A 22,947-nucleotide genomic window follows, 5' to 3' on the forward strand; every position below is an offset into this window, starting at 1 on the left:
GGGATGGAAACAGATGCGGGACGAAATGCAGACGGCGTGGCGGCGCAGGCTCGGCAGGGATTTCACCGCGCTTTGTCTCGGGATTGCGGTCGCGGCGACGCTGCTTCCTGCTCAGGCGAAGGCCTGGTGGAATGACGACTGGCAGCTGCGCAAGAAGATCACCATCGATGCCAGCGCCTCGGGCGCCAATATCACCGATCCGATCGGCAGCGCGCCGGTGCTGATCAGGTTGCACGTCGGCAATTTCCGGTTCGGCTCCTCCAAGGAGGACGGCAGCGATCTGCGTTTCGTCGCCGGCGACGACAAGACGCCGCTCAAGTTTCACGTCGAGAAATACGACTCGCTGCTCGGTGAAGCGCTGATCTGGGTTGCGGTGCCGAACCTCTCGCCGGGTACTAAGTCCGACATCTGGCTGTATTCCGGCAACAAGAAAGCGATCGCCGTCGCCGATTCCAAGGCCAGCTACGATCCCGATACGTTGCTGGTCTATCATTTCTCGGAGCGCGGCACGCCAGCGCTGGATTCCACGGCCTGGGCCAACAATGCGCAGAGCGTCGGTCAGCCGGCGGATGGCGCGATCATCGGGACGGCGTTGCGTCTCGATGGTAATGCGCCGCTCACCCTGCCGGCGTCGCCGTCGCTCGCTTCGGCGGCCAATGGCGCATTCACCTGGTCGGCCTGGATCAAGCCCGCGGTGCTGCAACCCGGTGCGGCGCTGTACAGCCGGCGCGACAACGGCAATGCGATCGTGATCGGCCTGGACAATGGCGCACCCTTTGTTGAGATCAGCAATGCCGGGACCGTCCAGCGTAGCAGCGGCGGCGCGCCGATCGCGGCCGGCACTTGGCACCACGTCGCCGTTGCCGGCAATGCCGGGCAAACCGTGCTGTATCTCGACGGCGTCGCCTACGCGTCGCTGGGCGCGGCGTTGCCAGCGCTGAGCGGCATCGCGCTGGTCGGCGGCGACACCGCGACCGCTGTTGCGACACCGCCGGCCGCGGCGACTGTCGCGACCGACGCCGCCGCATCGGCGTCGGATGCGGCTTCCGGCGCCACGCCCCCGGCGCCGGAGGCTGCCCCCGCGGCGGTCGCGGCGATGGCGGGCTTCGTCGGCGATCTCGATGAGTTGCAATTGGCGAAGGTGGCGCGGCCCGCGGGCTTCATCCGGCTGGCGGCGCTCGGACAGGGACCCGATCCGACCAAGCTGGTCGCGTTCAGCCTCGACGAGGAAACCGCAAGCTGGTTGAGCGGCTACTTCGCGGTGATCCTCAAATCGGTGACGCTCGACGGTTGGGTGGTGATCGGGGTGCTGATGATCATGGCGGTGTTGAGCTGGATCGTGATGATCGATCGGGTCTCCTACCTCAATCGGCAGGCCAAGGCGAATGCCAAGTTCATGGAAGCCTTTCGTGAGATCGGCGACCTCACCGTGATCGAACGGGGCGGCGTTGCCGAGGCCGCGCCGCTGGGCGGCGCCGGCGACGCCGATGTCGAACTGATCCGGGCCTCGGCGTTGCACCGGGTCTATGCGATCGGTGCGAGCGAGATTCGCCATCGCTTCGACGGCCGCAGCAATCGTCGGTCGGTGTTGTCGGCAACCTCGATTGCGGCGATCCGCGCGGCGCTGGATGGCGGCTTCATCAAGGAGACCCAGCGTCTCAACCGCCTGATGGTGTTTCTCACCATCGCGATTTCCGGCGGACCGTTCCTCGGGCTGCTCGGCACCGTGGTCGGGGTGATGATCACGTTCGCCGCGATCGCCGCGAGCGGCGATGTCAATATCAACGCCATTGCGCCAGGCATCGCCGCGGCGCTGGTCGCGACCGTCGCCGGCCTCGTCGTCGCGATCCCGGCACTGTTTGGCTACAATTACCTGATCACCCGGATCAAGGATCTGACCAGCGACATCCAGGTCTTCATCGACGAGTTCGTCACCAAGCTGGCGGAGTCCTACGCGGCGGATCGCCCGGAGCATATCAAACAGCGCTTTGCGGCGGAGTAACGGCGATGCAGCTGCAGTCGGAAGCCAAGCCATATGACGACATCAACATCACCCCGATGCTCGATCTGGCCTATGTGCTGCTGGTGATCTTCATCATCATGACCACGGCGACGGTGCAGGGCCAGAAGGTCAACCTGCCGAAAGCCTCGGCGGCGCCGAGCCTCGCCACCCAGACCACCAAGGCGATCACCGTCGCCAACAACGGCAAGATCTTCCTCGACACCATCCCGGTGACGTTGCCGGAACTGGAGCAGCGCTTGCTGCAGCACAAGGCGTTGACGCCGGAGTTTCCGGTGGTGCTGCGCGGCGACGCCCAGACGCAATATCAGAGCGTGATGGATGTGCTCGACCTGCTCGGACGCATCGGGGTGAATCAGGTCGGGCTCGCCACCAAGCCGCTGGTGAAATGAGGCGATGATGATCCTCGAAACCAGGGACTTCAACGCGCTGGTCGATGTCGGGCCGCTGGACGTTGCGGGACGGTTGGCGGCATCGCACGAGCGGGAGGCGACATCGTGACCCGGCTTGCCGACAGCCTGGCGGCAGCGGATGACGCCGCGGAGGGTTCGGACGCGGGGCAGGAGCGCCGGGCGTTGCTGCGCTACGCCGCGCTGCTCGGCGCCGTGGCGGTGCTGTTCGGCAGTGCCGGCTACGTGCTGATGCGCCGGGACGATCTGCCGCCGCCGCGGCAGATCCGTGAGCTCACCGTGGTCAATATCGTGCCGCCCCCGCCTCCGCCTCCGCCGCCGACGCAGATGCCCGAGCCGAAGATGATCGAGCAGCCGAAGATGGCCGAGCCGGAGTTCAAGGAGGAAAAGCCGCTCGACAAGCCAATCGATCAGCCGATCAGGGACGCCAAGAACGCCGAGCCTCCAGGACCATTGGCGCTGGACGCCAAGGCGGTCGGCCCCGGCGACCTCTTTGGCCTCGGGGGCAAGCCCGGCGGCAGTCCCTATGGCGGCGGTGGCGGCGGCGGAAGCCGCTGGGGTTGGTATGCGTCGATCGTGCAGTCGCAGATCGAATCCGCGCTGCGCGCCAATCCGAGAACCCGCAACGCGGTGATGCAGGTGCAGGTCCGGCTGTGGGCCGACGGCTCGGGACGGGTCAATCGCGTCCAACTGGTTTCCTCGACGGGCAATACCGAACTCGACGCCGCAATCCGCAACGACGTGCTTGGCAGCCTGATGCTGCGGGAGCCGCCACCCAAGGACATGCCAATGCCGATGCTGACGCGCGTCACCGCGCGCCGGCCAAGCTGAAGATGATCGACCAATCCAGAACATCGCGTTGAATAGGAAGTGGGGACGAATGTTGACGATGAGACGAGATGCAAGCCGCCGCTTGCCACCGCTTGCCGTGTCGCTGTGCGCACTTGTCTGTGCGGCGCCGGCCTTCGGGCAGAGCGCGACCGATCGCTCTCCGACTGAAAAGACATCGGTCGCCAAGCCGGCGCGGGTCTCGCAGGCCAAGCCGAGTTCGCCGAATGCCACGATCAATCTCGTCAATATGCTGGTGAAGCAGGGCGTGCTGACGGACGACCAGGCCCAAGCGCTGATCAAGCAGGCCGAGGACGAGGCCTATGTCGCGCGGCAGGCCGCAAAGGATGCCAACGCCAAGGCCGATGACGCCAGCCGAACCGCTACCGCGGCGGCAGCCGCGGCGCAACCGCCGGGCACCCGCCACGTCACTTACGTCCCCGAAATTGTCAAACGGCAATTACGTGAGGAGATTAAACAGGAGGTGATGGTCAAGGCGCAGAGGGAAAACTGGGCGTCGCCGGGGCTGTACCCGGAATGGGCGCAGCGGATTCGCTTCTATGGCGATTTTCGCGCCCGTTACGAGGGCGACTTCTTTCCAAGCGGCAACGGACCGTTGGTCAATTTCAACGCCATCAACACCGGCTCGCCATTCCTCGACGACGGTTCGGTCGTCAACCCCTATTTCCCGCCGACCTACAACACCACACAAAACCGCGAGCGCTTCCGCTTCCGTGCCCGTCTCGGCATGGACGCCGAACTGTTCGACGGGTTTTCGGCCGGTCTGCGGGTCGCCTCCGGCGAAAATAGCTCGCCGGTCTCCACCAACCAAACGCTCGGCTCGAGCGCAAGCGGCGGCGATTTCTCCAAATATGCGGTGTGGATCGACCGCGCGTTTCTGAAGTATCAGACGTTCGGCGATGATCTCACGCTGTCGGTCGGGCGGTTCGACAACCCGTTCTGGTCGCCGACCGATCTGGCCTGGTACAAGGACCTCGGCTTCGACGGCTTTGCGGTGCAGGCCAGGCGCGAGGTTTATGCCGGTGTCACGCCCTTTGCGGTGGCCGGCGCTTTCCCGATCTACAATACGGATCTGAACGCCGGGCTTAATTCCATCGACCAGACGCTGGCGGCGCCGGTCAAGGTGCCGAGCCAGGACAAGTGGCTGTTCGGCGGCCAGCTCGGCGTGGCGTCGCGCTTCGAAGAGGCATCGTCGCTGCGTTTTGCGGTCGCCTATTACGACTTCAGCAACGTCAAGGGCCGGCTCTCCAGTCAGTGTCTGGTGTATGGCACCAGCGAGGTCTGCGATACCGACCTGTTTCGCCCGTCCTTTGCGCAGAAGGGCAATACCTATATGCGGCTGCGCAGTATTCCCAGCTTCGACTCCGCCGCCCAGGCGCTGCCGAACTATCAATATTATGGTCTCGCGGCAGATTACCGGCCTGTGGTCGCAAGCGGGCAACTCGATTTCGGCGACTTCCATCCGATCCACGTCGTCCTCGATGGCGAGTACATGTGGAATACGGCGTTCAAGCGCGATGCGGTCAAAGCGATCGCGGTCAACAACTTCGCGGGAACGGTGGATGGATCGGTCGGTCCGTTCAACGGAGGCGATCAGGGCTGGCTCGGCCGCGTCACCGTCGGCCACAAGGAAATCAGGCATCTGTGGGACTGGAACGTGCATGCCGGCTACAAGTATCTGGAGTCAGATGCGACGATGGATGCCTTTGTCGACTCCGACTTCGGGCTCGGCGGCACCAACCTCAAAGGCTATTTCCTCGGCGGCAATGTCGGGCTCGGTGAAAACGTCTGGGCCACCTTGCGCTGGATGAGCGCCAACAACATCGCCGGCACGCCCTATGCCGTCGACGTGCTTCAGGTCGATCTCAATGCGAGGTTCTAAGATGCGGTCCCGGCTCACAAGTGCAGCGCTGCTGGCGCCGATGCTGCTCAGCAGCGTCGCCCACGCCGATCAGGAGAACGACCGGCTGCGCGAGGCGCTGCGCAGCGCCACCGCGCAGAGCCGCTCGCTGGAAGATCAGCGCACCGCGCTGCAAGCCAAGGTGGCGGATGCCGAGCGCGACAAGGCGGTGTTCAAGGCGCAGGGCGACGCCGCCAAGGCGGAAAACCGCCAACTCGAAAAGCAGCATCGTGAGGCGGTCGACGAGTTCAATCAGCGCTTGGCCGACCGCGATCAGACCTTGGAGAAATGGCGGGCAGCCTATGAAGAGGCGGCCAATGTGGCGCGCAGCAAGGACGCCGAGCGCGCCAAATTCGAAGGGCTGGCGGCGACTTACAAAGCGAGCACCAAGAGTTGCCTCGCCAAGAACGATCAGCTGCTCAAGGTCGGCCGCGAGCTCCTGCATCACTACGAGGATGTGACCGTCGGCGAGATGATCGTGGCGCGCGAGCCGATGCTTGCGGCGCGCCGCGTCGAGATCCAGAACTTCCTGCAGGACAACAACGATAAAATTCTCGATCAAAAGGTGATCCGATGACCCGCGACAACAGACTGAATCGAACTGCAATCGTTCCTTGCGCGATCGTCGGCATGGTGCTGGGCGGTGCGTTGCCCGCGGCCGCGCAATCGCAAGCTCAGGCTCCAGTGCGGACGGCGCCGGCGCCGGGCGTGGCGAAGCCCAAGCCGGTCGCGGCGGCGACGCAGGCGCCGTTGGCTGCGATCGCGGCGGGCCAACCTGCGGCACCGGGCAAGGCGTCCGACGATGTGGTCGCCCGGGTCGGCAATACCGAGGTCACTGCGAGCGAGCTTCGCGGCTATGTCGCGGCGCTAGCGCTGCGGGATCAGGCCGCGCTGGCTAAGGATCCGGCGCAGTTCAGCCAGGCGGTTCGTCTGCTGCTGGCCAATCGGCTGGTGCTGCAGGAAGTTGCCGCGCAAAAATGGGATCAGCAGCCGGCGGTGACCGCTCAGCTCGCGCGGGTGCGCGAGAACGCCGTGGTGGAACTCTATCTGCAGTCGGTGTCGACTCCGCCGGAGAGCTTTCCCAGCGAAGACGAATTGCAGAAGACCTACGACGCCAACCGCGGCGCTTTGCTGATGCCGCGGCAGTTCCAGCTCGCGCAGATCTTCGTCGCCGCGCCGAAGGATGCCGACAAGGCCAGCGAGGACAGTGCGAAAAAGAAGGTCGAGGAGATCCAGCGCAAGCTGAAAGCTCCAAGCGCAGACTTTGCCGCGATCGCCGGCGCCGAGGCCGATGCCAAGGACGGCGGCGATCTCGGCTGGCTACCGGAAAACCAGATCAAATCGGAGATCCGCGCGCAGGTGATCGGGCTTGCCAAGAATGCCGTGTCCGATCCGGTCAGGCTCGATGATGGTTGGCACATTCTCAAACTGATCGACACCAAGGCGGCTTACACGCGCAGCCTGCCCGAAGTGCGCGATCAGCTGGTGCAGGAGATGCGTAGCGAGCGGGCGACCGCTTTGCGGCGGGCCTATCTCGCCGAATTGGTCAGGCAGCGGCCGCCGGCCATCAACGAATTGGCGCTGTCCAAGGTGCTCGGCGAGGCAAGCCAGGCGGCGCGGTGAGCGCGTATCGGAGCCGTCTGCGTAACGCTCCGAAGTAGGCGCGCGCGCCATCCCGTCATCATGGAGTCCAAGATGTCCGAGACTATCCTTCAAAAACTCCGCCTGACCGATCTGCAGCAGTCGCTGCAGCAGGCGGGTTATCGCGTCGAGATCGCGAGCGATCCGGTCGCCAACATCGCCTATCTGCGATCCGCGACCAGCGGCTTGGCTTTCGATGTCCGCCCCGGCAACCGGCTGGCGGCCGATGATCAGAGCTTTGCCGATGTCGCGTTCAGCGCGGTGCTGCAGGTGCAGGGCGAACTGCCGCTTGAGCTGGTCAATCGCTGGAATGCGAGCCGGCGCTTCGCGCGGTTGCAGCTCAGTCATCCCTTCCTGGTGTTCTGCATGGATGTCTCGGCCTCGGGCGGCATTACCTTGGATCATCTGCGCACCCAGATCGAGATCTGGGATCGGCTGGTGCAGGAGCTGATTGCCTATCTGCGCGACGAGCTGCGCCGGCCAAATGTGGCAGCGGGCGCTCCGGACTCTGTCGCATCGGACGCAGCGCCGCCGTCGAAGCGCCCGGTGCCGGAAGCCGATAGCCCTGCAACCGTCCAGTAGCGCCGGGGGACAACGTGGCGAGAGCGAGCAGCGGCAGCAGGGATGGTAACGGTCTGAGCGGCGCGCGGGGACCGCGGTCGTTTTGGGGCGCGGCCGTGCCGTGGCGCATCAGGGCCGCATTTGCTGGCGTCTCAACCGTGCTCGTGACGGCTGTGGTCGGCTCGGCAGTCGCCGAGCCGTTGATGTCCACGGTCTCTTTCGACGCGCGCTATGCGGCGGCGACGGACGCCCTAGAGCCTGCGGACCAGGCCCCGATCCGGACCGCCGCGGCGGTTCGCGATCATGGGCCCGAGGATCCTGGTTCGACAGAGCCAGGTCGCGCAGCGTCGCTCGATGCGCGGACTCGATACCGGGCGCTGATCGAGAAGGAAGCCGCGCGACACGCCCTTTCGCCCGACATCGCCGAGGCCGTGATGGCGGCGGAAAGCGGCTTCAATGCCGGCGCGGTCGGTAGTTCGGGTGAAATCGGTCTGATGCAGATTCTGCCGTCGACCGCGCGGATGCTGGGCTTCGCCGGCTCGCTCGCCGATCTGGCCGAGCCGGAGACCAATATCCGCTACGGCGTGACCTATCTGGCGCAGGCCTGGCGGCTGGCCGGCGGCGATCTTTGCACCGCCGCCATGAAGTACCGAGCCGGTCACGGCGAAACGCGCTTTTCGTTTCTCTCGGTCAATTACTGCGTGGCGGTGCGGTCCAAACTTGCGGCCCGCGGTTTTCCAATCACCGGGAGCGTCCCGGTCGCAACCTTCGGCGAGCCCGCGCGTGCCTGCGACCGAAAATGCACTCATGTGTCGTCGATCGGCAGTGTCAATATTGCGGCCCTCAACACCCGGCTGAGCGCGCTCGTCGTGCAGGTCCGCGGTGGACGATAGACCTAGGCAAGGGAGGCCACGATGCGCTTGATGTTGTTGTGGAGCCTGCCGGCGATCTGGCTGGTGCCGTCGGTCGGCGCCCAGGAGCGAGCAATGCCGCTTCCGGAAATTCTCATCGGCGGCGAAGGCTATGTCCAGGCCGCCTCCGACCGATGCGTGGAGGTCGAGATCGGCTCCAGCCGAGCGATGGATTGCCTTAACCAGCGACTCAAGCGCGAGGTCGATCGCGTCAATCCGAGCCTGACGCTGCCGCCGCTGGATGCGCGGTCGCCGGACACCAAGGTCGGCGTGGTGAACGTCCCGGCCGTGCAGCAGCAATATGGCAAGAACTTCGGGGTGTCGGTCATGCCCTATCGGCCGCCGCCGCTGACGTTCACGTCGCCGCTGGGGTCAAGGCACTGACATGGCCGAGGCCCAGATGACGGACGATCGTGCAGAAAGGTGTCAGCTTTCCCGACGTGAGCCGGCAAGCACGGCCGTCGTTCAGTTGATGGAAGTCTTGCGCGTCGTACTGCGATTGAATTCGACGCTGCGCATTGCGCGGACTGCGATCGTTTTTTCGGCAATCGGGATTTCACTTGTGATCGCGCCGGCAGGGATGGCGCTGCTGGCCCAGAGCCTGGACTATCGCGCGCCCGACAAAGCGCCGCCGTCATGGCTGCAGTTCGCCAAGCTGGTGAAATATCACTTCGAAACCTGGATCGCGGCCGACGAGCCGGTCGCCAATCGATTCCGCGCCTACGCCGCCGATCAGGCCGGCAAGGACGGGGGATCGCCACGGACCCTCGTGGTTCGGGCTTGGCTCAATCCCGACGGCAGTGTGGAGCGGGTCTCGTTTCCGCCATTGCCCGATCCGCAAGCCGACGAAGACCTTCACGCCATTCTGAAGGGCGGCAATGTCGGCGAGGCGCCGCCGCCGGAAATGCTGCAGCCGTTGAGCCTGCGGTTTTCCCTCAACCCGGGCAGGTAGCCGAACGTGTTGCGGACAGCGGGCCATACCGATCGCAATACGCACCATAATTGCGGCCGTCAGTGCCGGTCCGGCGAAAGCGCGTACAATCCGCACATCAATCGGGAGGCCCTGCGGCAGGTGCTGGTGGATCACTATGCCGATCTGCATCGGCGCTTGAGCAGGCGGCTGGGGTCGGACGATCTTGCATGCGAGACCTTGCACGATCTTTATCTGCGCATGGATCGGTCGAACCCGGTGGCAGCGCTGCGCAATCCGCTGACCTACATCGTGACCGCGGCCGTCAATCTGGCGCGCGATCGATTCCGCACCGAGAATCGGCGGGCGCGTCGCGTCGTGGTGGATGCGCTGCAGGACCTTGTCGACGAGAGTCCACGGCCCGATCGTATCGTCGAAGACAGGTCGGAATTCGACGCGTTCACGCGGGCGCTCGACCAGATCACGCCGCGGCAGCGGGCGATTGTCGTCGCCGTGCGGTTGGAGCGGATGTCGCGACCGGACGTCGCCAAACGGCTGAACATTTCGCGCAGCCTGGTGCAGCTCGAATTGCAGCGGGCGCTACAGCTCAGCGCGGTCTATCTCGCGAAAAATCTTCGATAGCAGCGGAGTTCATCGTGTCAGGAATAAACGTGCGTAGCTTCGACCAGGGCGGCAAGAAAGTCTTGGTCATTCGCCTCGCTGATCTCGTCTAGCAAGAGAGCGCAGACTCCGGCGACGCAGATGCGGCGTCGTTGCCGGTTTTCGCGACCCAGAATTGAAAGGCCCCGCCGATGTCGAACCGCGCTTCCGTCTGCCCGCCGCTTCGTCGCGCTGTTCAGCCGCGGCCGGGCTCCCGCAGGTTCTTCGACAGGGCGTTGCTGGCCGGGGTCAGCGCCGCCGCGTTGCTCTGCGCGCCGGCGCCGTTGCAGGCGCGCTCACTGATGCAGGGCGCGGCCTCCGCCACGGCGGCGACTGCCGTGGCATCGGACGCGGCGCTGATCGGCGCGCAACAGGCCGCGGCGCTGGCGAAGCAGAGCCAGGCCTCGCTGTTGCGGGCGACCCAGGCGTTGCAGGCGATGCAAGCGGCGCAGGCCGCGGCGCGCAACGCTGCGGCGGCAAGTTCAAGCACGGTGCAGAACGGCCTTGCCGGCCTGGTGCAGGACCCGCGGATTGCGGCGGGGGTTGCGAATCTGTGGGTCAATGCCAGCAATCCGGTCGAGACGACGAATGGCAGCCAGAGCAAGGTGACGATCAGCCAGACCGCCCCGCGCGCGATCATGACCTGGCAGAAATTTGACGTCGGCGCGCAGACCACGCTGGTCTACGACCAGCAGGGCAACCGCGACTGGATCGCGCTGAACCGCATCGACGCCAGCGGCGTACCGAGCCGGATCGCCGGCCAGATCAAGGCCGACGGCACGGTGCTGATCATCAACCCGAACGGCATCATCTTCACCGGCACCAGCCAGATCAATGTCAACACGCTGATCGCCACCAGCTTCGACATCCGTTCGAGCGCCGCGGCCAGTGTGTTCAATGAAAATAGCGCTAATTACGTCCAGGCCAGCGGCCAGAGCTTCTACACGCCGCCCAGAGAGATCGATAGCAATAAATATTTTCTGGAAAACGGATTGTTCACGCTGAGCAGTTCGGCGGTGTTCGGCATGGGCGACCGAACGCTCGGATCCGTCGGCGGCGGCGCGATCACGGTGCAGGCCGGTGCGCAGCTCAATGGCAATGTCAGCGGGTCGAACGATGGCGGCTACATCGCGCTGATGGCGCCGGTAGTTAGCAACGCCGGCACCATCACCACCCGCAACGGATCGATCCATCTGCTGGCCGGCAATACCGGCATCCTGACCGAGCCGCAGAGCACCGACACCGGCATTCTGGCCAACGTCACCGGGCTGATCGTCCCGCCATCGACGCAGGCATCGCTGAATATCAATTCGCCTGCTGTGTCCGGCAAGGTGGTCAATGCCGACAACGCACTGCTGGTGTCGTACAGCGGCGCCGTCAACATGATCGGCGAGACGCTGATCCAGAACGGCGGCATCTCGGTCACCACCGGCGTCAGCCGCCCGGGATCGATCAGCCTGTATGGCGGTGCGGGGCCGAACGGCTCTTCTGCGACCGTGACCGGCGGCTGGAATCTGACGATGGGTGCTAGCAGCGTGCTGGTGATCCTGCCGGAGGAGGACGGCGCCACGGTTCCGACCGGCACCGCCACCAACAGCTATTTCCAGAGCAATTTGCAGCCGCAGATCACCATCGCGTCACCATCGGTCACCATTCCGGCCGGGGCGTTGATCAAGGCGCCGGGAGCGACGCTGACGTTGTACGGCAATGGGACCGGAGTCAAAGATACCACGTCGGGTAACGTCGTGCTGGAGGCGGGCAGCGTGATCGACCTGTCCGGCATGATCGGCGTTACGCTGCCGATGGCGTCCAACCTGCTCAGCATCCTGGTGACGCAGAACGAAATCGCCGACTATCCGCTGGCCGGCGCGCTGATCGGCAAGACCGTCATCGTCGATGCGCGGCTGCGCGGCACCCGCGCCGACGGCACCAGTTGGGTTGGTTCGCCGATCGTCAACGCGGCCGGCTATGCTGACGCGATCCCGATGTCGATCGACCAGCTGCTGACGGCTGCCGGCAGCTTCAGCGCCTATGGCTGGACGGTGATCCAGAAACCTGGCTCGGTGCTCAATGTCTCCGGCGGCTATGTGACCTATGGCGGCGGCATCATCAATACCACGCGGCTGCTCGGTTCGGATGGCCGCCTCTATGACATCGGCAGCGCCAATACCTCGCTGTCCTATGTGTTGGCCGGCGGCTTCGCGGTCAATCATGCCCATTGGGGCGTGGCGGAAACCTATACCAACCCGCTGATGAATGCCGGCTATTACGAGCCGGGCTACATCGCCGGCCGCAGCGCCGGCGCGGTCAGCGTCAGCGCGGTCAATCCGATTGTCGAGGGCACGGTGATCGGCGACATCGTCAGCGGCCGACGCCAGCGCGCTTTGGCACAGGGCGGCGGCACCGCCACCCAGACCAGCCTCGAGCAATTGCCGAGCGGGGCGGCGCTCAGCATCGTGTTTGCGTCGGATCGCGGCAATGGCTCGGGGCAGATCGTCAATCTGCAGGCCGCAGCGACCACCGCTGACCCCTACGATCTCGCCAGCTTCAGCACCGCCGTCGGCACGTGGAAGCCCAGCCTCAGCAATGGCATCTTCCCGGTTTTCACCGATCCGCTGAATGCCACCGGCTATGGCTCGATCTCGATCACCGGAGCCTTCGACCTCAGCATGGCCACTGGTGCGACGCTGACGGTGCAGGCCGGCGGCAGCATCAAGCTGACCAATGTCTCGACCATCAACGGCGAACTACACGCCTCCGGCGGCAGCATCACCCTGGCTGGCTATGTGCCGCTGCTGGACTATACCGCGAGCACTGTGGGTTACAGCGCGCTGCCGCCGCTGTCGCCGGCGGTGCTGATCGGGCCGCACGCGGTGCTCGACGTGCGCGGATTGTGGGTCAACGACAGCGGGCAGTCCGGCGACGCATTCCAGGGCGCTGCCTTCATCGATGGCGGCTCGGTCAGCATCACCACCACCAAGCTCAGTCGGGTGATTGACGGACGCGCCGTTATCGAAGGCATGCCCAGCCGACTCATTTTGGTCGCCAAAGACGTCAGTCAGGGCATCGTGCTGGCGCCTGGCAGCGTGATCGATGCCTCGAGTGGCGGCTATGTGACATCGAGCGGTAAGCTTAAGACGCTGTCGAGCGGTCTGCCGGCGGGCAAGGGCGGCAGCGTCACCCTGACGACCTACAGCGGTGGGCGGAACGGCACCGATCAATGGGATGCGAAGCAGGACGGCGGCGGGACCACGACGTTCAGCCGCGATCTGCGCGTCACCAACGCGGATGGAACTGTCGTCTACGGCACGATCGCGGCCAATACGCCCTTTATCTATTTCGACGTTGGTACTCTGGCGGTGCCGTCCTCTGATGAAGTCCATTGGGTTCCGACCTCGCCGCTTGGCTCTGATTTTCTGCCCGACCATGGCGATGTCGTGCTCGGCGGCAGCATCTATGCTGCCGGCTTTGCCGGCGGCGGCACGTTCTCGCTTCAGGCGCCGACCATCGTGTTCCAGAACAGCGCGACGCAGGTCACCAGCTACACCAAGGGTTCGGTTGACGCGGCGCTGGCCAACGTGGTGGCGCGCCAGCTTGGCATCTCCGGCGCCACGGTCAGCTCCTGGCTCGGCACGGCAGCGGGCGCTGCCGGCTCGGCCACGGCCCCAGGCACCGTGGTGGTGCCGTCGTCGTGGCTGTCGGACAACGTGTTCTCGTCTTACTCGTTCACCGCCACCTATGGAGGCCTGACGGTACCCTCGGGCACCACGCTGGCGCCGACCCAGGCGAGTTATCTGACCAGTGGTCTGGACGTATTGCCGCCAACCGGCACGCCGGTGCGGACCTTCGCCAGCATAGGCCTGCAGCCGGTCGGGTTGCGCAAGGCGGCCAGCCTGTCGCTCGCGGTGCAGACCTTTGCCTACGACACCAGTTCATCATCCCACGGCCTGTTGATTGATGCCGGGGCTCGCATCGTCACCGAGGCGCTGGGAAATGTCAGCCTCCTGACCTTGGGCATGACGCGCATTCTCGGCGAAGTCATCGCGCCGGCCGGCAGCATCACTGTTGCCGGAGCTGTGAACGCTCTTGGAACTTCCACGTCCGGCGGCTACATCTGGATCGACGATGGGGCGTTGCTCGACGTGAGCGGCGCCTACGTGCCCGATCCGCGCGTCACCTCCTATCAATCCGGCACCATCTACGACGCCGGCACCATCACGCTGGCATCGACTGAGACGGTGGTGCGGGCCGGCGCCCAGTTGCGGCTGAAGGGTGCCGCGGTGTCGCTGCTGCAGCCGAAGGCCCAGGCCGGATTCGGGCGCAAACTGGTGGCGCGGGAGTACTGGAGCAATGGCGGCCTGCTTCGCCTGGCCAACAGCTTCTTTTTCGCGGGCCTGGTGGACGCCAGCGGCGGCGCTGCTGCGGCGGCGGGCGGCAGCCTCACCGTGGGCAATTTCTATCTGTCGGCCACCGACACCAATACGCTGTCCGGCTCACCGATCCTGATCGAGCCGGACGGCGTCGACATCAGCGCCGGCTTCGGCGCCAGCACGCCGGACAGCATCGCCGCGCTGACGGCGATCACGCCGCGCACCCCGGGCACCACCACGGCGATGTCCAACTGGGCGATCATCGGCGCCGGCACGCTGAGCCACAGCGGCTTCGATTCGGTATCACTCAGTACCGGCGGCAATGGCGTCGCCGGTGGCGGCATCACCTTCGCTGGCTCGTCGGATATCACTTTGCCGGGTTCGCTGATACTATCGCCGGGCAATGGCAGTATCATACTGGTGCCGGCGGGGCTGGCCGGACAATTACTGCAGGCCGGCAACTGGTCTGGCGCCGCCAGCATCGGCGGCTCGGTGGTCAACATCGATGCCGGCTATGTGCGGCTAGCGGGTTCATACAATACCGCGCTGACATTGCCGTTCTCTTCCGACGGAACCCTCAACGTGTCGGCGCAATGGATCGACATGCAGGGTGCGCTGGCGATCGGCAATGCCTCGGCGGTCAGTTTTGCTAGCGCCGGCGCGATTCGCGCGCTGCCGGCCTATTACGGGCGGGAAAACTCCTCCATCGCCTCGGCGTATTCATTCGGCGGCAAATTGCTGATGATGGGCAACCTGACCCTCGCCGCGGCGGAAATCTTCCCCGCCACCAACACCCAGTTCCTGTTCGAATCCACCGGCACCACCGCCGGCTTCAACACCATCACCATCCGCCAGACCAGCACCGCCACTGCGCCGCTGTCGGCCGGCGGCGGACTGTATTTTTCCGCGGTGAACATCGTGCAGGGTGGCACGCTATGGGCGCCGCTCGGCAATATCGTGCTTGGGCTGACGGATGTCAGCCAAATTCCCGCGATCGTCAATGCGGGCACCGGAAACGGCTGGATGACGCCGACCCAAAGCGTGATCCTGGCGCCGGGCAGCGTCACCTCGGTGTCGGCGGCCGGACTCAGCATTCCCTATGGCGAGATCATCGACGGCACCAACTGGTACACCGGCACATACGCCCTGGACGGCGGTACAAGCAGTGCTGTCGCCATCACCCAGCCGTCGGCCAAGGTGATCGGATTCAACACCGCCAACCTGACCCAGCGGGCTGGGGCGGTGGTCGACATCAGCGGCGGCGGCGAGATCTACGGCACCGAATTCATCAAGGGCACCGGCGGCTCCCGCAACGTGCTGACCACCTACCAGGCCACGCCAAGCCTGACCAATTACACCATCAGCACGCAATATGCGGACGGCCGCCAGGTCTACGCGCTGGTGCCGAGCTATCTGGTGCAGGTCGCCGCCTACGACTCGACCTTTGCCGGCTACCCGTATTATTCCGGCGGCACCAGGACCGGCACCAGCACGAACATTTCCTCCGGCATCGCTGCCGGCAGCTCCGTTACGCTGGACGGCAACAGCGGCATTCCGGCTGGCACCTATACGTTGCTGCCCGGCATGTATGCGACGCTGCCAGGGGCTTATCGCGTTGTGGCGCTCGGCAGCTATCAGGGCACGTCGAGCGTCAGCACCACCAGCGCGGACGGCTCGCTGCTGGTCTCCGGTCATCTGTCCAACGCCATCACCGGCGCGCAGTCGTCCACCACCACCATGTTCCAGCTGCAGTCGCTGGATGTCTGGTCGAAATACTCCAACGTCGTCATCACCGACGGCTCGACCTATTTCAGCAAGCTCGCCAGCACCGACGGCGCCGTGGCCCCGCGGCTGCCGGGCGACGGCGGACTGGCGTCATTCGCTGCCTCGCAGAGCCTGGTGCTGCAAGGCAGCTTCCTGGCGGCACCCGCGGAAGGCGGACGCGGCGGCGTGATCGCGATCGCCGCCGACAACATCCTGGTCAAGGCCGCTGACCGCGCCGCGCCGGCCAGCGCCGCCGGCTATCTGCTGCTCGACGCCGACCAGATGAACAATTCCGGCGCCGGCCAGCTCGTGCTCGGCGGCAGCGTCAGCTATTCCACGGCCGGCGAGGTGATCGACGCCAAAGCGACCCATGTGGAAATCCTCACCGACGCGGCGCATCCGTTGTCCGGTTCGTCGCTGGTGCTGGTCAGCCGCTCCGGCGGACTCGGCATCACGGTGGATTCCGGCAGCGTGATCCGGAGCATCGGCGGGGTGCTGGACGACGCCGCTACCCCGATGGTGGCGACGGCGACGGCGACCGGAAATCTCGGCTCTCTGCTGCGGGTCTCCAACAATGTGCTGGTCGACGTCAGCCGCAGCTATAGGTTGGCTGCCGATCCGGCGGCGACGCCGGGGTCCATCACGCTCGGTACCGATCCCGGCACCGCGAATATTTCGGGTGGCACAGCGCCGCTGATCGAGGCCGTCGCGCTGACGCTCGAGACCTCGGGCAACCTCGAGCTCGGCAATGCCAGCCTGCGGGCGCAGGACTATTTCATCTCCGGGCCGGTGGTGCGGCTCGGCAATGTCGGCGGACTGAGCGGCGGCGTGCGGCTGTTGGCGGCTGATTTCGCCCGGTTTGGCGATGCGCGGTCGCTGCTGCTGCGCAGCGCCACCGTATTCAACCTCTACGATGCCGGCGGCAGCATCGTCGGCGATACCCTGGCGCGGATCGGCAAGCTCATCTTCGACGGCGCCGGCTTCTACAGCCAGGGCGGCCAGACCACCTTCAATGCAAAGGATATCGTGCTGACCAACAGCCGCGGCTCCACCAGCACAGCCGGCGCGCTCGGCGGCAGCGGCGGCACGGTTGATTTCGATGCCAGTGGGGTCTTCACGGTAGGCGCCGGTGCCTCCAGCTTCGCCGGTTTCGGCGAGGTCGATCTCATTGGCGCCGGCGGCATGGTGTTCACCGGCACCGGCAGCGTCGATGCCGGCACCGCCAATGTGGCGCTGACGGCGCCGAGCCTGCTGGTGCGCGCTGGCGCCGATCAATCGATCACCACCACCGGCGCGCTCGTCATCAATGCGCTCGGCGGCAGCGGCGTCGCCGCCGCGGCCAGCGACTTTGGCGGCAGCTTGGCGCTCACCGGCGGCAGCGTTGTCGACGGTGGCCACATCGTGGCGCGCAGCGGCACGGTGACGTTGACCGCGACCGCCGGCGACGTCAGCCTGACCGGCAATGCGCTGATCGATGCCACCGGCGCGACCGTGACTATTCTCGATCAGACCAGCTACGCGCCCAGCGGCACCGTCAATCTGGTATCCGACAATGGCAGCGTCAGCATCGGCAGCGGCGCCACCGTCGACGTCTCAGCCGCCGGCTACGGCTATGCCGGCGTGCTCAACATCACCACGGCGGATTCAGGCACCGCCGCGCTGTACGGCACGCTGAAAGGCGCGGCCAAATTCAACGATCTCGGCGGCAGCCTCACGGTCAAATCCGGATACTTCGCCGGCGACCTGCCATGGTCGGCCTTCACCGGCAGCTTCGCGGTGACGCTCGGCCATGGCGACCTCGCGGTGCGCAGCGGCGTCACCCTGACATCGAGCATCGTCGAACTCACCGCCAATGACGGCAGCGTCATCGTCGATGGCACCATCGACGCCAGCGGCCCGAGCGGCGGTAGCATCTCGCTGTTCGGCGCCGGCGTGGCCGGGGCAGGGGGCAGCCGCGGCGGCGGCGTCAGCATCAACAACGGCGCCAAACTCTACGCCCGCTACCAGCCTGACGATCCCGCCGACCCGCGCCATAAAAGTACTTCGACGCAGATCCCGAACGGCGGCACCATCACGCTCGGCACCACCGGCACCCCGAACGGCAGCTACAACAGCCTTTATGGCAATGAGAATGTCGATCGCGCCGGCTCCGGCCGGATCTATGTCGACGCCGGTGCCGAACTCAACCTGTCGCCGGGGGTTGGCGGCACCGCCGGCACTATCCATGTGCGCGCGCCGGTGCTCACCGACAACAGCGTCAATGTCAGCTTTAACGGCAAGGTCACCAACGCCGCCGCGGTGGTGCTCGACGCCTATGCCACCTGGAACACCACTGACGACAAAGCACAAACAACGGACAGCAAGCACTTCGACGGCATCATCGATCCCGCCGGCTGGTATGGCGCTGACGGCATCATCGTCAATGGCAGCTGGGCCGGCATGGTCGGCGTCAGCGTGAGCAGCCTCTCGGGGCTGACAGGCTTCACCTCGGCGCCGGTGGTCAGCATCATCGGCGGCGGCGGCACCGGCGCCAAGGCCACCGCGGTGATGGGCGTCGCCAACATCAAAATCACCAACGGCGGTGAGTACCAGGCGACCACCGTCCAGAGCACTTGGCCGACGGTCACGATCAGCGGCGGCGGCGGGACGGGCGCGCTGGTAGGGCCGGTATTCGGCATCAAAACGTTTAAAATCGCAAGTACGGCAACCACCGGAAAAAATTACAAGGTCGGCGAGACGGTTTACTTGGTAAACGGCGTCACAGGTACGAACTTGACGAACCATCTGGCGGCCGGCACGGTGACGCAAGTCGATCAATATGGCGGCATCGTAGCGGTCGACTGGACCACACCCGGCTATGGAATCACATCGATCATTTATAACCAAACTTACTACATTACACCGCCATCAGGCACGAATGCGACGACGGATGCCGCCCGTATCAGGGTGCTCTCCAACCAGATCGTCGGGATCACCACGACGGGATATCTTGTTGTGGGGAAAGATAAATTCGGCCAAGATATACGTGCCGATTTGAGTGCAGGCACGGGTTACAGTTCCGGTCAATTCACCGTCTCGTTTTCCGGCGGGTCCGCTACATTGACACAGGCCTCCTCGGCTACGGGCGGGACCCTGCAGGTGGTCAAACTCAGCATCACAGATCCAGGCCACGGCTATACCAGCCTGCCGACCGGGCTCTCGGTCGAGGGTGGCGGCGGCAGCAGCACCGTTTCCTTCACCAACGTCTATGGCGTCACAGCCTCGGTCGTGAACGGCGCCCTGACCAATGTCAGCGGGGGGGCGATCGCGCTGGAGGGCACCGGCGCCTTCACGCCGACCGTCGCCAATGCCGCGCATGCCGACTTCTACCAGGCCACGCTGGTCAATTATGTGCAGAACCTGTTCGGCGACGCCCGGGCCACCGACCAGACCAAGCGTTCGATCTTTACGTCGGTCGATCCGACACTGGTGCATCTGCGGCCGGAAATCGATCTGGTTAATGCGAGCAGCAGCGTCAACGGCGGCAACATCACCGTGGCCAGCAACTGGAATCTCGGCGCCGGCACGGTGACCGGTGCCAGTACTGCAAATCTGGTCTATCGCACCACCGCCAACGGCGCCTACGAGGCCGGCACGCTGGCGTTGCGCGCGGTTAACAATATCCAGCTCAACGCCACCATCAGCGATGGCTTCTTCTCCACCAAATCGGACGGCACCCTGGTCGCCGGCCTTGCCGCGAATACCGTCGCCAACAATATCACTGCGACCGAACTCGCCAACTACACCAACACCACCGCGGTCGCCGGCTTGATGCCGGCCAGCATCGCCAGCGCCGGCTCGTTTTCATATGATTTTGTCGCTGGCGCGGCGCTGCTCGGCGACAGGACGACGGCGGCGTCGGCCAATCCCGACGTGGTCAAGCGGAACGCCGACGCCGACGTCACCATCGACGGCCATAAGTCCTATCTCCCCTTTGCGAATGCCACATACTTTAACAACGTGCCGACGCTGCTGCGCACCGGCACCGGCTCGATCCGGCTGACCGCGGCGCGCGACGTCAAATGGCTCGACACGGTAATGCCGGGCGCGGTCTATACCGCCGGCCGGGTCACCGCACTGCCGACCAACTTCACCGCGCCGACGCAGACCCTGGGCGGCTTCATCACCACCCCAGTGTGGGGCAGCGACGGCGGATCGGTTTCGATCGAGGCCGGCGATTCCATCATCGGCATCGAGGCGCCGAAGCCGGCGGCGAACAACCGCGGCATGGCGGGCGGAATCATCAACGGCTTCACCGGCGAGTTTTGGAACGCCTGGTATTTCCGGGCTGGCGCTGCCAACGGCAGCAGCGCGCCATTCGCCGGCAGCCAGCAGCAGACCGCGGCCTGGGTGAATTACGGCAGCTTCTTCCAGGGCGTCGGTGCGCTCGGCGGCGGCGACATTTCGCTCGTGGCCGGCCGCAACGTCACCGACGTCTCGGCTTCGATTCCGGAGAGCATCCTGGTCTCGGGCGGGGGCACCGGCAGCAAGGCCGGGACGCTAGCGATCCATTATTACGGCGGCGGCGATCTCACCCTGCGCGCCGCCGGCGACCTCAACAGTGGAGCCTTCCTGGTCGGCCGCGGCAATGGCGACATCCGGGTCGGCGGCGCGGTGCAGGTCACCGCCAGCAATCCGGTCAGCGGCTGGCGCACCACCGCGCCGGCGAGCGACACGTGGGTCTATGTAAACGGCGGGACGAGTTACTACACCGCATCGGGCGGCAACGTCGATCTGGCGCTGCTGCTTGCGGTCCAGGACGGCTTCATCGACCTCACCGCCGGCGGATCGGTCACTCTCGGCGGCATCTACGATCCGGCCGCAATCCCTAGGAGCGGGCTCTACACGCAACCGGGTGCCTATTTCACCAGCTTCGGGACCGGCCTGCCGGTGCCGGGCCTGCCGAGCAGCGGCAGCGGCGTGTCGCTGACCAGCATCGCCGGCGACCTGGCGTGGCAAGCGCCGCCCGAAGCCATGATTTTTGTGCAGGCGGATTTCAGCACATCGCAGATCTCATCCGCAACGGGCGGGCTATGGCCGGCGCGGATGGCTTTGAGCGCGCTCAGCGGCAGCGTCACTCTCGCCGCGTCCGCTACCTATGCGATCCCGTCGGTGGCGCCGTCGGCGTCGGGCCAGCTTGCCATCCTCGCGGCCGACGCGTTCAATGTTACCGGATCGCTGAAGATGGTGGATCTGCTTACGACCTCGACGCAATATATTGGAAATACAGCGGGTCTAGGCAACGTCGGCGTTCTGACCAGCAATTATATCAGCCCGCTCGGCGCGCCGCTGTCGAACCTGACCGCTGCGCTGCATGTCGCCGACACCGAGCCGTCGTCCATCGTTGCAGGCGGCAACATCACGGTGACCAACATCACCAGCAGCATCAGCCTGATCGAGGCGGCGTCGATCGAGGCCGGCGGCAATATCGGCAATCTCAGCCTGACCGGGCAGAACAACAGCGCCAGCGATATCACCAGCGTGATCGCCGGGCAGGATCTCACCGGCGGCGCCTACACCATCTACGGCCCTGGCGCGCTGCTGTTGGCAGCCGGCCGCAACATGGGCCCGTTCCTGCAGAGCAAGCGGACTTATGACTTCGCAAGCAAAATAGAGAACACGACCAACAACGGCATATTCGCGGTCGGCGACGGCAGCAACCTCGCGCCACAAAGCAACGGCATAGACGGTAAGACTGCAATCAAGACCTACCTGCCGCGCCAGAGCGCCGATATCCACATGCTGTTCGGCGTCGGCAAGGGCATCAACTATGCCGGTGTGGTCAGCCAGTATGTCGATCCGGCCTTTGCCGGCAGCGGCGGCATCGACCTGCTGACGCCCATCGCCAGCCTGCTCGGCCAGCCGCGCGATCAGGCCTGGGCCACCTTCCAAAGCCTTCCGGCGGCGCGCCAGCATCTATTGCTGCAGAAGGCGTTCTCCGACTTCCTCACCGAGGTCGCCCACGATTACTACGACAGTGCAAGCCCCTATTACGGCAAGTACCAACGCGCCTATGATGCCATCGCCACCCTGTTCCCGGCGGCCTGGGGCTATCCGAGCGACCGCGGCGGCGCCGCCGGTGCCGCCACCTCCACCGGCAAGCTGAACATCGTGCAGTCGCTGGTGCAGACCCAGCTCGGCAGCGACATCACCATTCTCGGCCCCGGCGGCGACATCAAGCTCGGCTCCTCCGGCCGCGACGTCCTTAATCAGAACCAGCAGGGCATCGTCACCACCGCCGACGGCACCATCCGGGTGTTTAGCAATGACGACGTCGCGATCAACCAAAGCCGCATCATGACCGCGCAGGGCGGCGACATCGACGTCTTCGTCGCCAATGGCGACATCGACGCCGGCTCGGGGCCAAAGACCCTGATGTCCAGCCCGGTGCTCTCACTGATCTGCAACGCCAACGGGTTCTGCTACGTCAATCCGAACGGGCTGGTGACGGGCGCCGGCGTCGCCGCGCTGGTGACGCTGCCAGGGCAGGACAAGACGAAGAGCAACGTCACGCTGACCGCGCCGCGCGGCATCATCGACCTCGGCGCCGCCGGTCTGCGCTCCGCCGGCAACATCACCCTCGGGGCATTGCAGATCCTCAATGCCTACAACGTTCAGGTCGGCGGCATCTCGTTCGGCCTGCCGACCGCGGTGACCGTCAACACCGGCGCGCTGAGCGCGGCGTCCAACGCCACCGCCGCGACCCAGCAGGCCGTTACGCCGACGCAGAACAATGAGGAGCGGCCGTCCATCATCATGGTGGAATTCCTCGGCTTCGGCGGCGGCGACGGGGGCACCCCGGACCTGCCGCCGGCGCAGAACGACAAGCTGCGCCAGACTTATAATCAATGAGCTGCGCTTCGGCGCAGCGGGCTTCGGCCGGATCGGCGATGACGGGCGAAAGCTGACGCG

The 22,947-nt window shown here is 65.3% G+C and carries 13 protein-coding genes; 12 read left to right on the plus strand and 1 reads right to left on the minus strand.

The annotated features are described in order from the left end of the window. Positions 1 to 13 precede the first annotated feature (13 nt). From VGC77_RS14315 to VGC77_RS14365, 11 genes are all read left to right on the plus strand, one after another. A complete protein-coding gene (locus VGC77_RS14315; RefSeq protein ID WP_331172232.1) occupies positions 14 to 2,002 on the plus strand; it encodes a DUF2341 domain-containing protein in 1,989 nt (662 codons plus the stop codon). A 5-nt stretch (positions 2,003 to 2,007) separates the two neighbouring features. Then, positions 2,008 to 2,412 (plus strand): biopolymer transporter ExbD, encoded by a 405-nt coding sequence (locus VGC77_RS14320; RefSeq protein WP_331172233.1) that lies wholly within the window; start codon positions 2,008 to 2,010, stop codon positions 2,410 to 2,412. Positions 2,413 to 2,517: 105 nt separating this feature from the next. Further along, positions 2,518 to 3,261, plus strand: a complete 744-nt coding sequence (locus tag VGC77_RS14325) for a TonB C-terminal domain-containing protein (RefSeq protein ID WP_414709669.1) — start codon at positions 2,518 to 2,520, stop codon at positions 3,259 to 3,261. A gap of 49 nt (positions 3,262 to 3,310) precedes the next feature. Next, positions 3,311 to 5,161 (plus strand): putative porin, encoded by a 1,851-nt coding sequence (locus tag VGC77_RS14330; RefSeq protein ID WP_331172234.1) that lies wholly within the window; start codon positions 3,311 to 3,313, stop codon positions 5,159 to 5,161. Position 5,162: 1 nt separating this feature from the next. Then, complete coding sequence (locus tag VGC77_RS14335) at positions 5,163 to 5,756, plus strand: hypothetical protein (RefSeq protein WP_331172235.1); 594 nt, start codon at positions 5,163 to 5,165, stop codon at positions 5,754 to 5,756. A gap of 131 nt (positions 5,757 to 5,887) precedes the next feature. Further along, positions 5,888 to 6,802, plus strand: a complete 915-nt coding sequence (locus VGC77_RS14340; protein WP_331172236.1) for a peptidylprolyl isomerase — start codon at positions 5,888 to 5,890, stop codon at positions 6,800 to 6,802. A gap of 60 nt (positions 6,803 to 6,862) precedes the next feature. After that, on the plus strand, positions 6,863 to 7,402 hold the full coding sequence (locus VGC77_RS14345; RefSeq protein ID WP_331172237.1) for a YbjN domain-containing protein: 540 nt from the start codon (positions 6,863 to 6,865) through the stop codon (positions 7,400 to 7,402). Positions 7,403 to 7,497: 95 nt separating this feature from the next. Continuing rightward, positions 7,498 to 8,274 (plus strand): lytic transglycosylase domain-containing protein, encoded by a 777-nt coding sequence (locus VGC77_RS14350; RefSeq protein ID WP_331172238.1) that lies wholly within the window; start codon positions 7,498 to 7,500, stop codon positions 8,272 to 8,274. Positions 8,275 to 8,295: 21 nt separating this feature from the next. Then, a complete protein-coding gene (locus tag VGC77_RS14355; protein WP_331172239.1) occupies positions 8,296 to 8,676 on the plus strand; it encodes a hypothetical protein in 381 nt (126 codons plus the stop codon). A gap of 1 nt (position 8,677) precedes the next feature. Further along, entirely contained in the window at positions 8,678 to 9,244 is a 567-nt protein-coding gene (locus VGC77_RS14360) for a hypothetical protein (RefSeq protein WP_331172240.1), read from the plus strand. Between the two features lie 9 nt (positions 9,245 to 9,253). Further along, on the plus strand, positions 9,254 to 9,844 hold the full coding sequence (locus tag VGC77_RS14365; RefSeq protein WP_331172241.1) for an RNA polymerase sigma factor: 591 nt from the start codon (positions 9,254 to 9,256) through the stop codon (positions 9,842 to 9,844). 214 nt (positions 9,845 to 10,058) lie between these two features. On the opposite strand, the gene VGC77_RS14370 is transcribed toward VGC77_RS14365, so the two are convergent. Further along, positions 10,059 to 10,187: a hypothetical protein gene (locus tag VGC77_RS14370; protein WP_331172242.1), complete on the minus strand. Its 129-nt coding sequence runs from the start codon at positions 10,185 to 10,187 to the stop codon at positions 10,059 to 10,061. Between the two features lie 13 nt (positions 10,188 to 10,200). On the opposite strand from VGC77_RS14370, the gene VGC77_RS14375 reads away from it, so the two are divergent. Beyond that, the gene (locus VGC77_RS14375) at positions 10,201 to 22,887 is read left to right on the plus strand and encodes a filamentous haemagglutinin family protein (RefSeq protein ID WP_331172243.1); all 12,687 of its coding nucleotides are present in this window, start codon (positions 10,201 to 10,203) and stop codon (positions 22,885 to 22,887) included. The last annotated feature ends 60 nt before the right edge of the window (positions 22,888 to 22,947 follow it).

Source organism: Rhodopseudomonas sp., assembly GCF_036404135.1.
Lineage (GTDB): Bacteria > Pseudomonadota > Alphaproteobacteria > Rhizobiales > Xanthobacteraceae > Rhodopseudomonas_A.

What these genes read in the sequence shown, in the direction of transcription:
- VGC77_RS14315 (WP_331172232.1), top strand. Translation starts at nt 14, where the DNA reads ATGCGGGACGAAATGCAGACGGCGTGGCGGCGCAGGCTCGGCAGGGAT.
- VGC77_RS14320 (WP_331172233.1), top strand. Translation starts at nt 2,008, where the DNA reads ATGCAGCTGCAGTCGGAAGCCAAGCCATATGACGACATCAACATCACC.
- VGC77_RS14330 (WP_331172234.1), top strand. Translation starts at nt 3,311, where the DNA reads ATGTTGACGATGAGACGAGATGCAAGCCGCCGCTTGCCACCGCTTGCC.
- VGC77_RS14335 (WP_331172235.1), top strand. Translation starts at nt 5,163, where the DNA reads ATGCGGTCCCGGCTCACAAGTGCAGCGCTGCTGGCGCCGATGCTGCTC.
- VGC77_RS14345 (WP_331172237.1), top strand. Translation starts at nt 6,863, where the DNA reads ATGGAGTCCAAGATGTCCGAGACTATCCTTCAAAAACTCCGCCTGACC.
- VGC77_RS14355 (WP_331172239.1), top strand. Translation starts at nt 8,296, where the DNA reads ATGCGCTTGATGTTGTTGTGGAGCCTGCCGGCGATCTGGCTGGTGCCG.
- VGC77_RS14360 (WP_331172240.1), top strand. Translation starts at nt 8,678, where the DNA reads ATGGCCGAGGCCCAGATGACGGACGATCGTGCAGAAAGGTGTCAGCTT.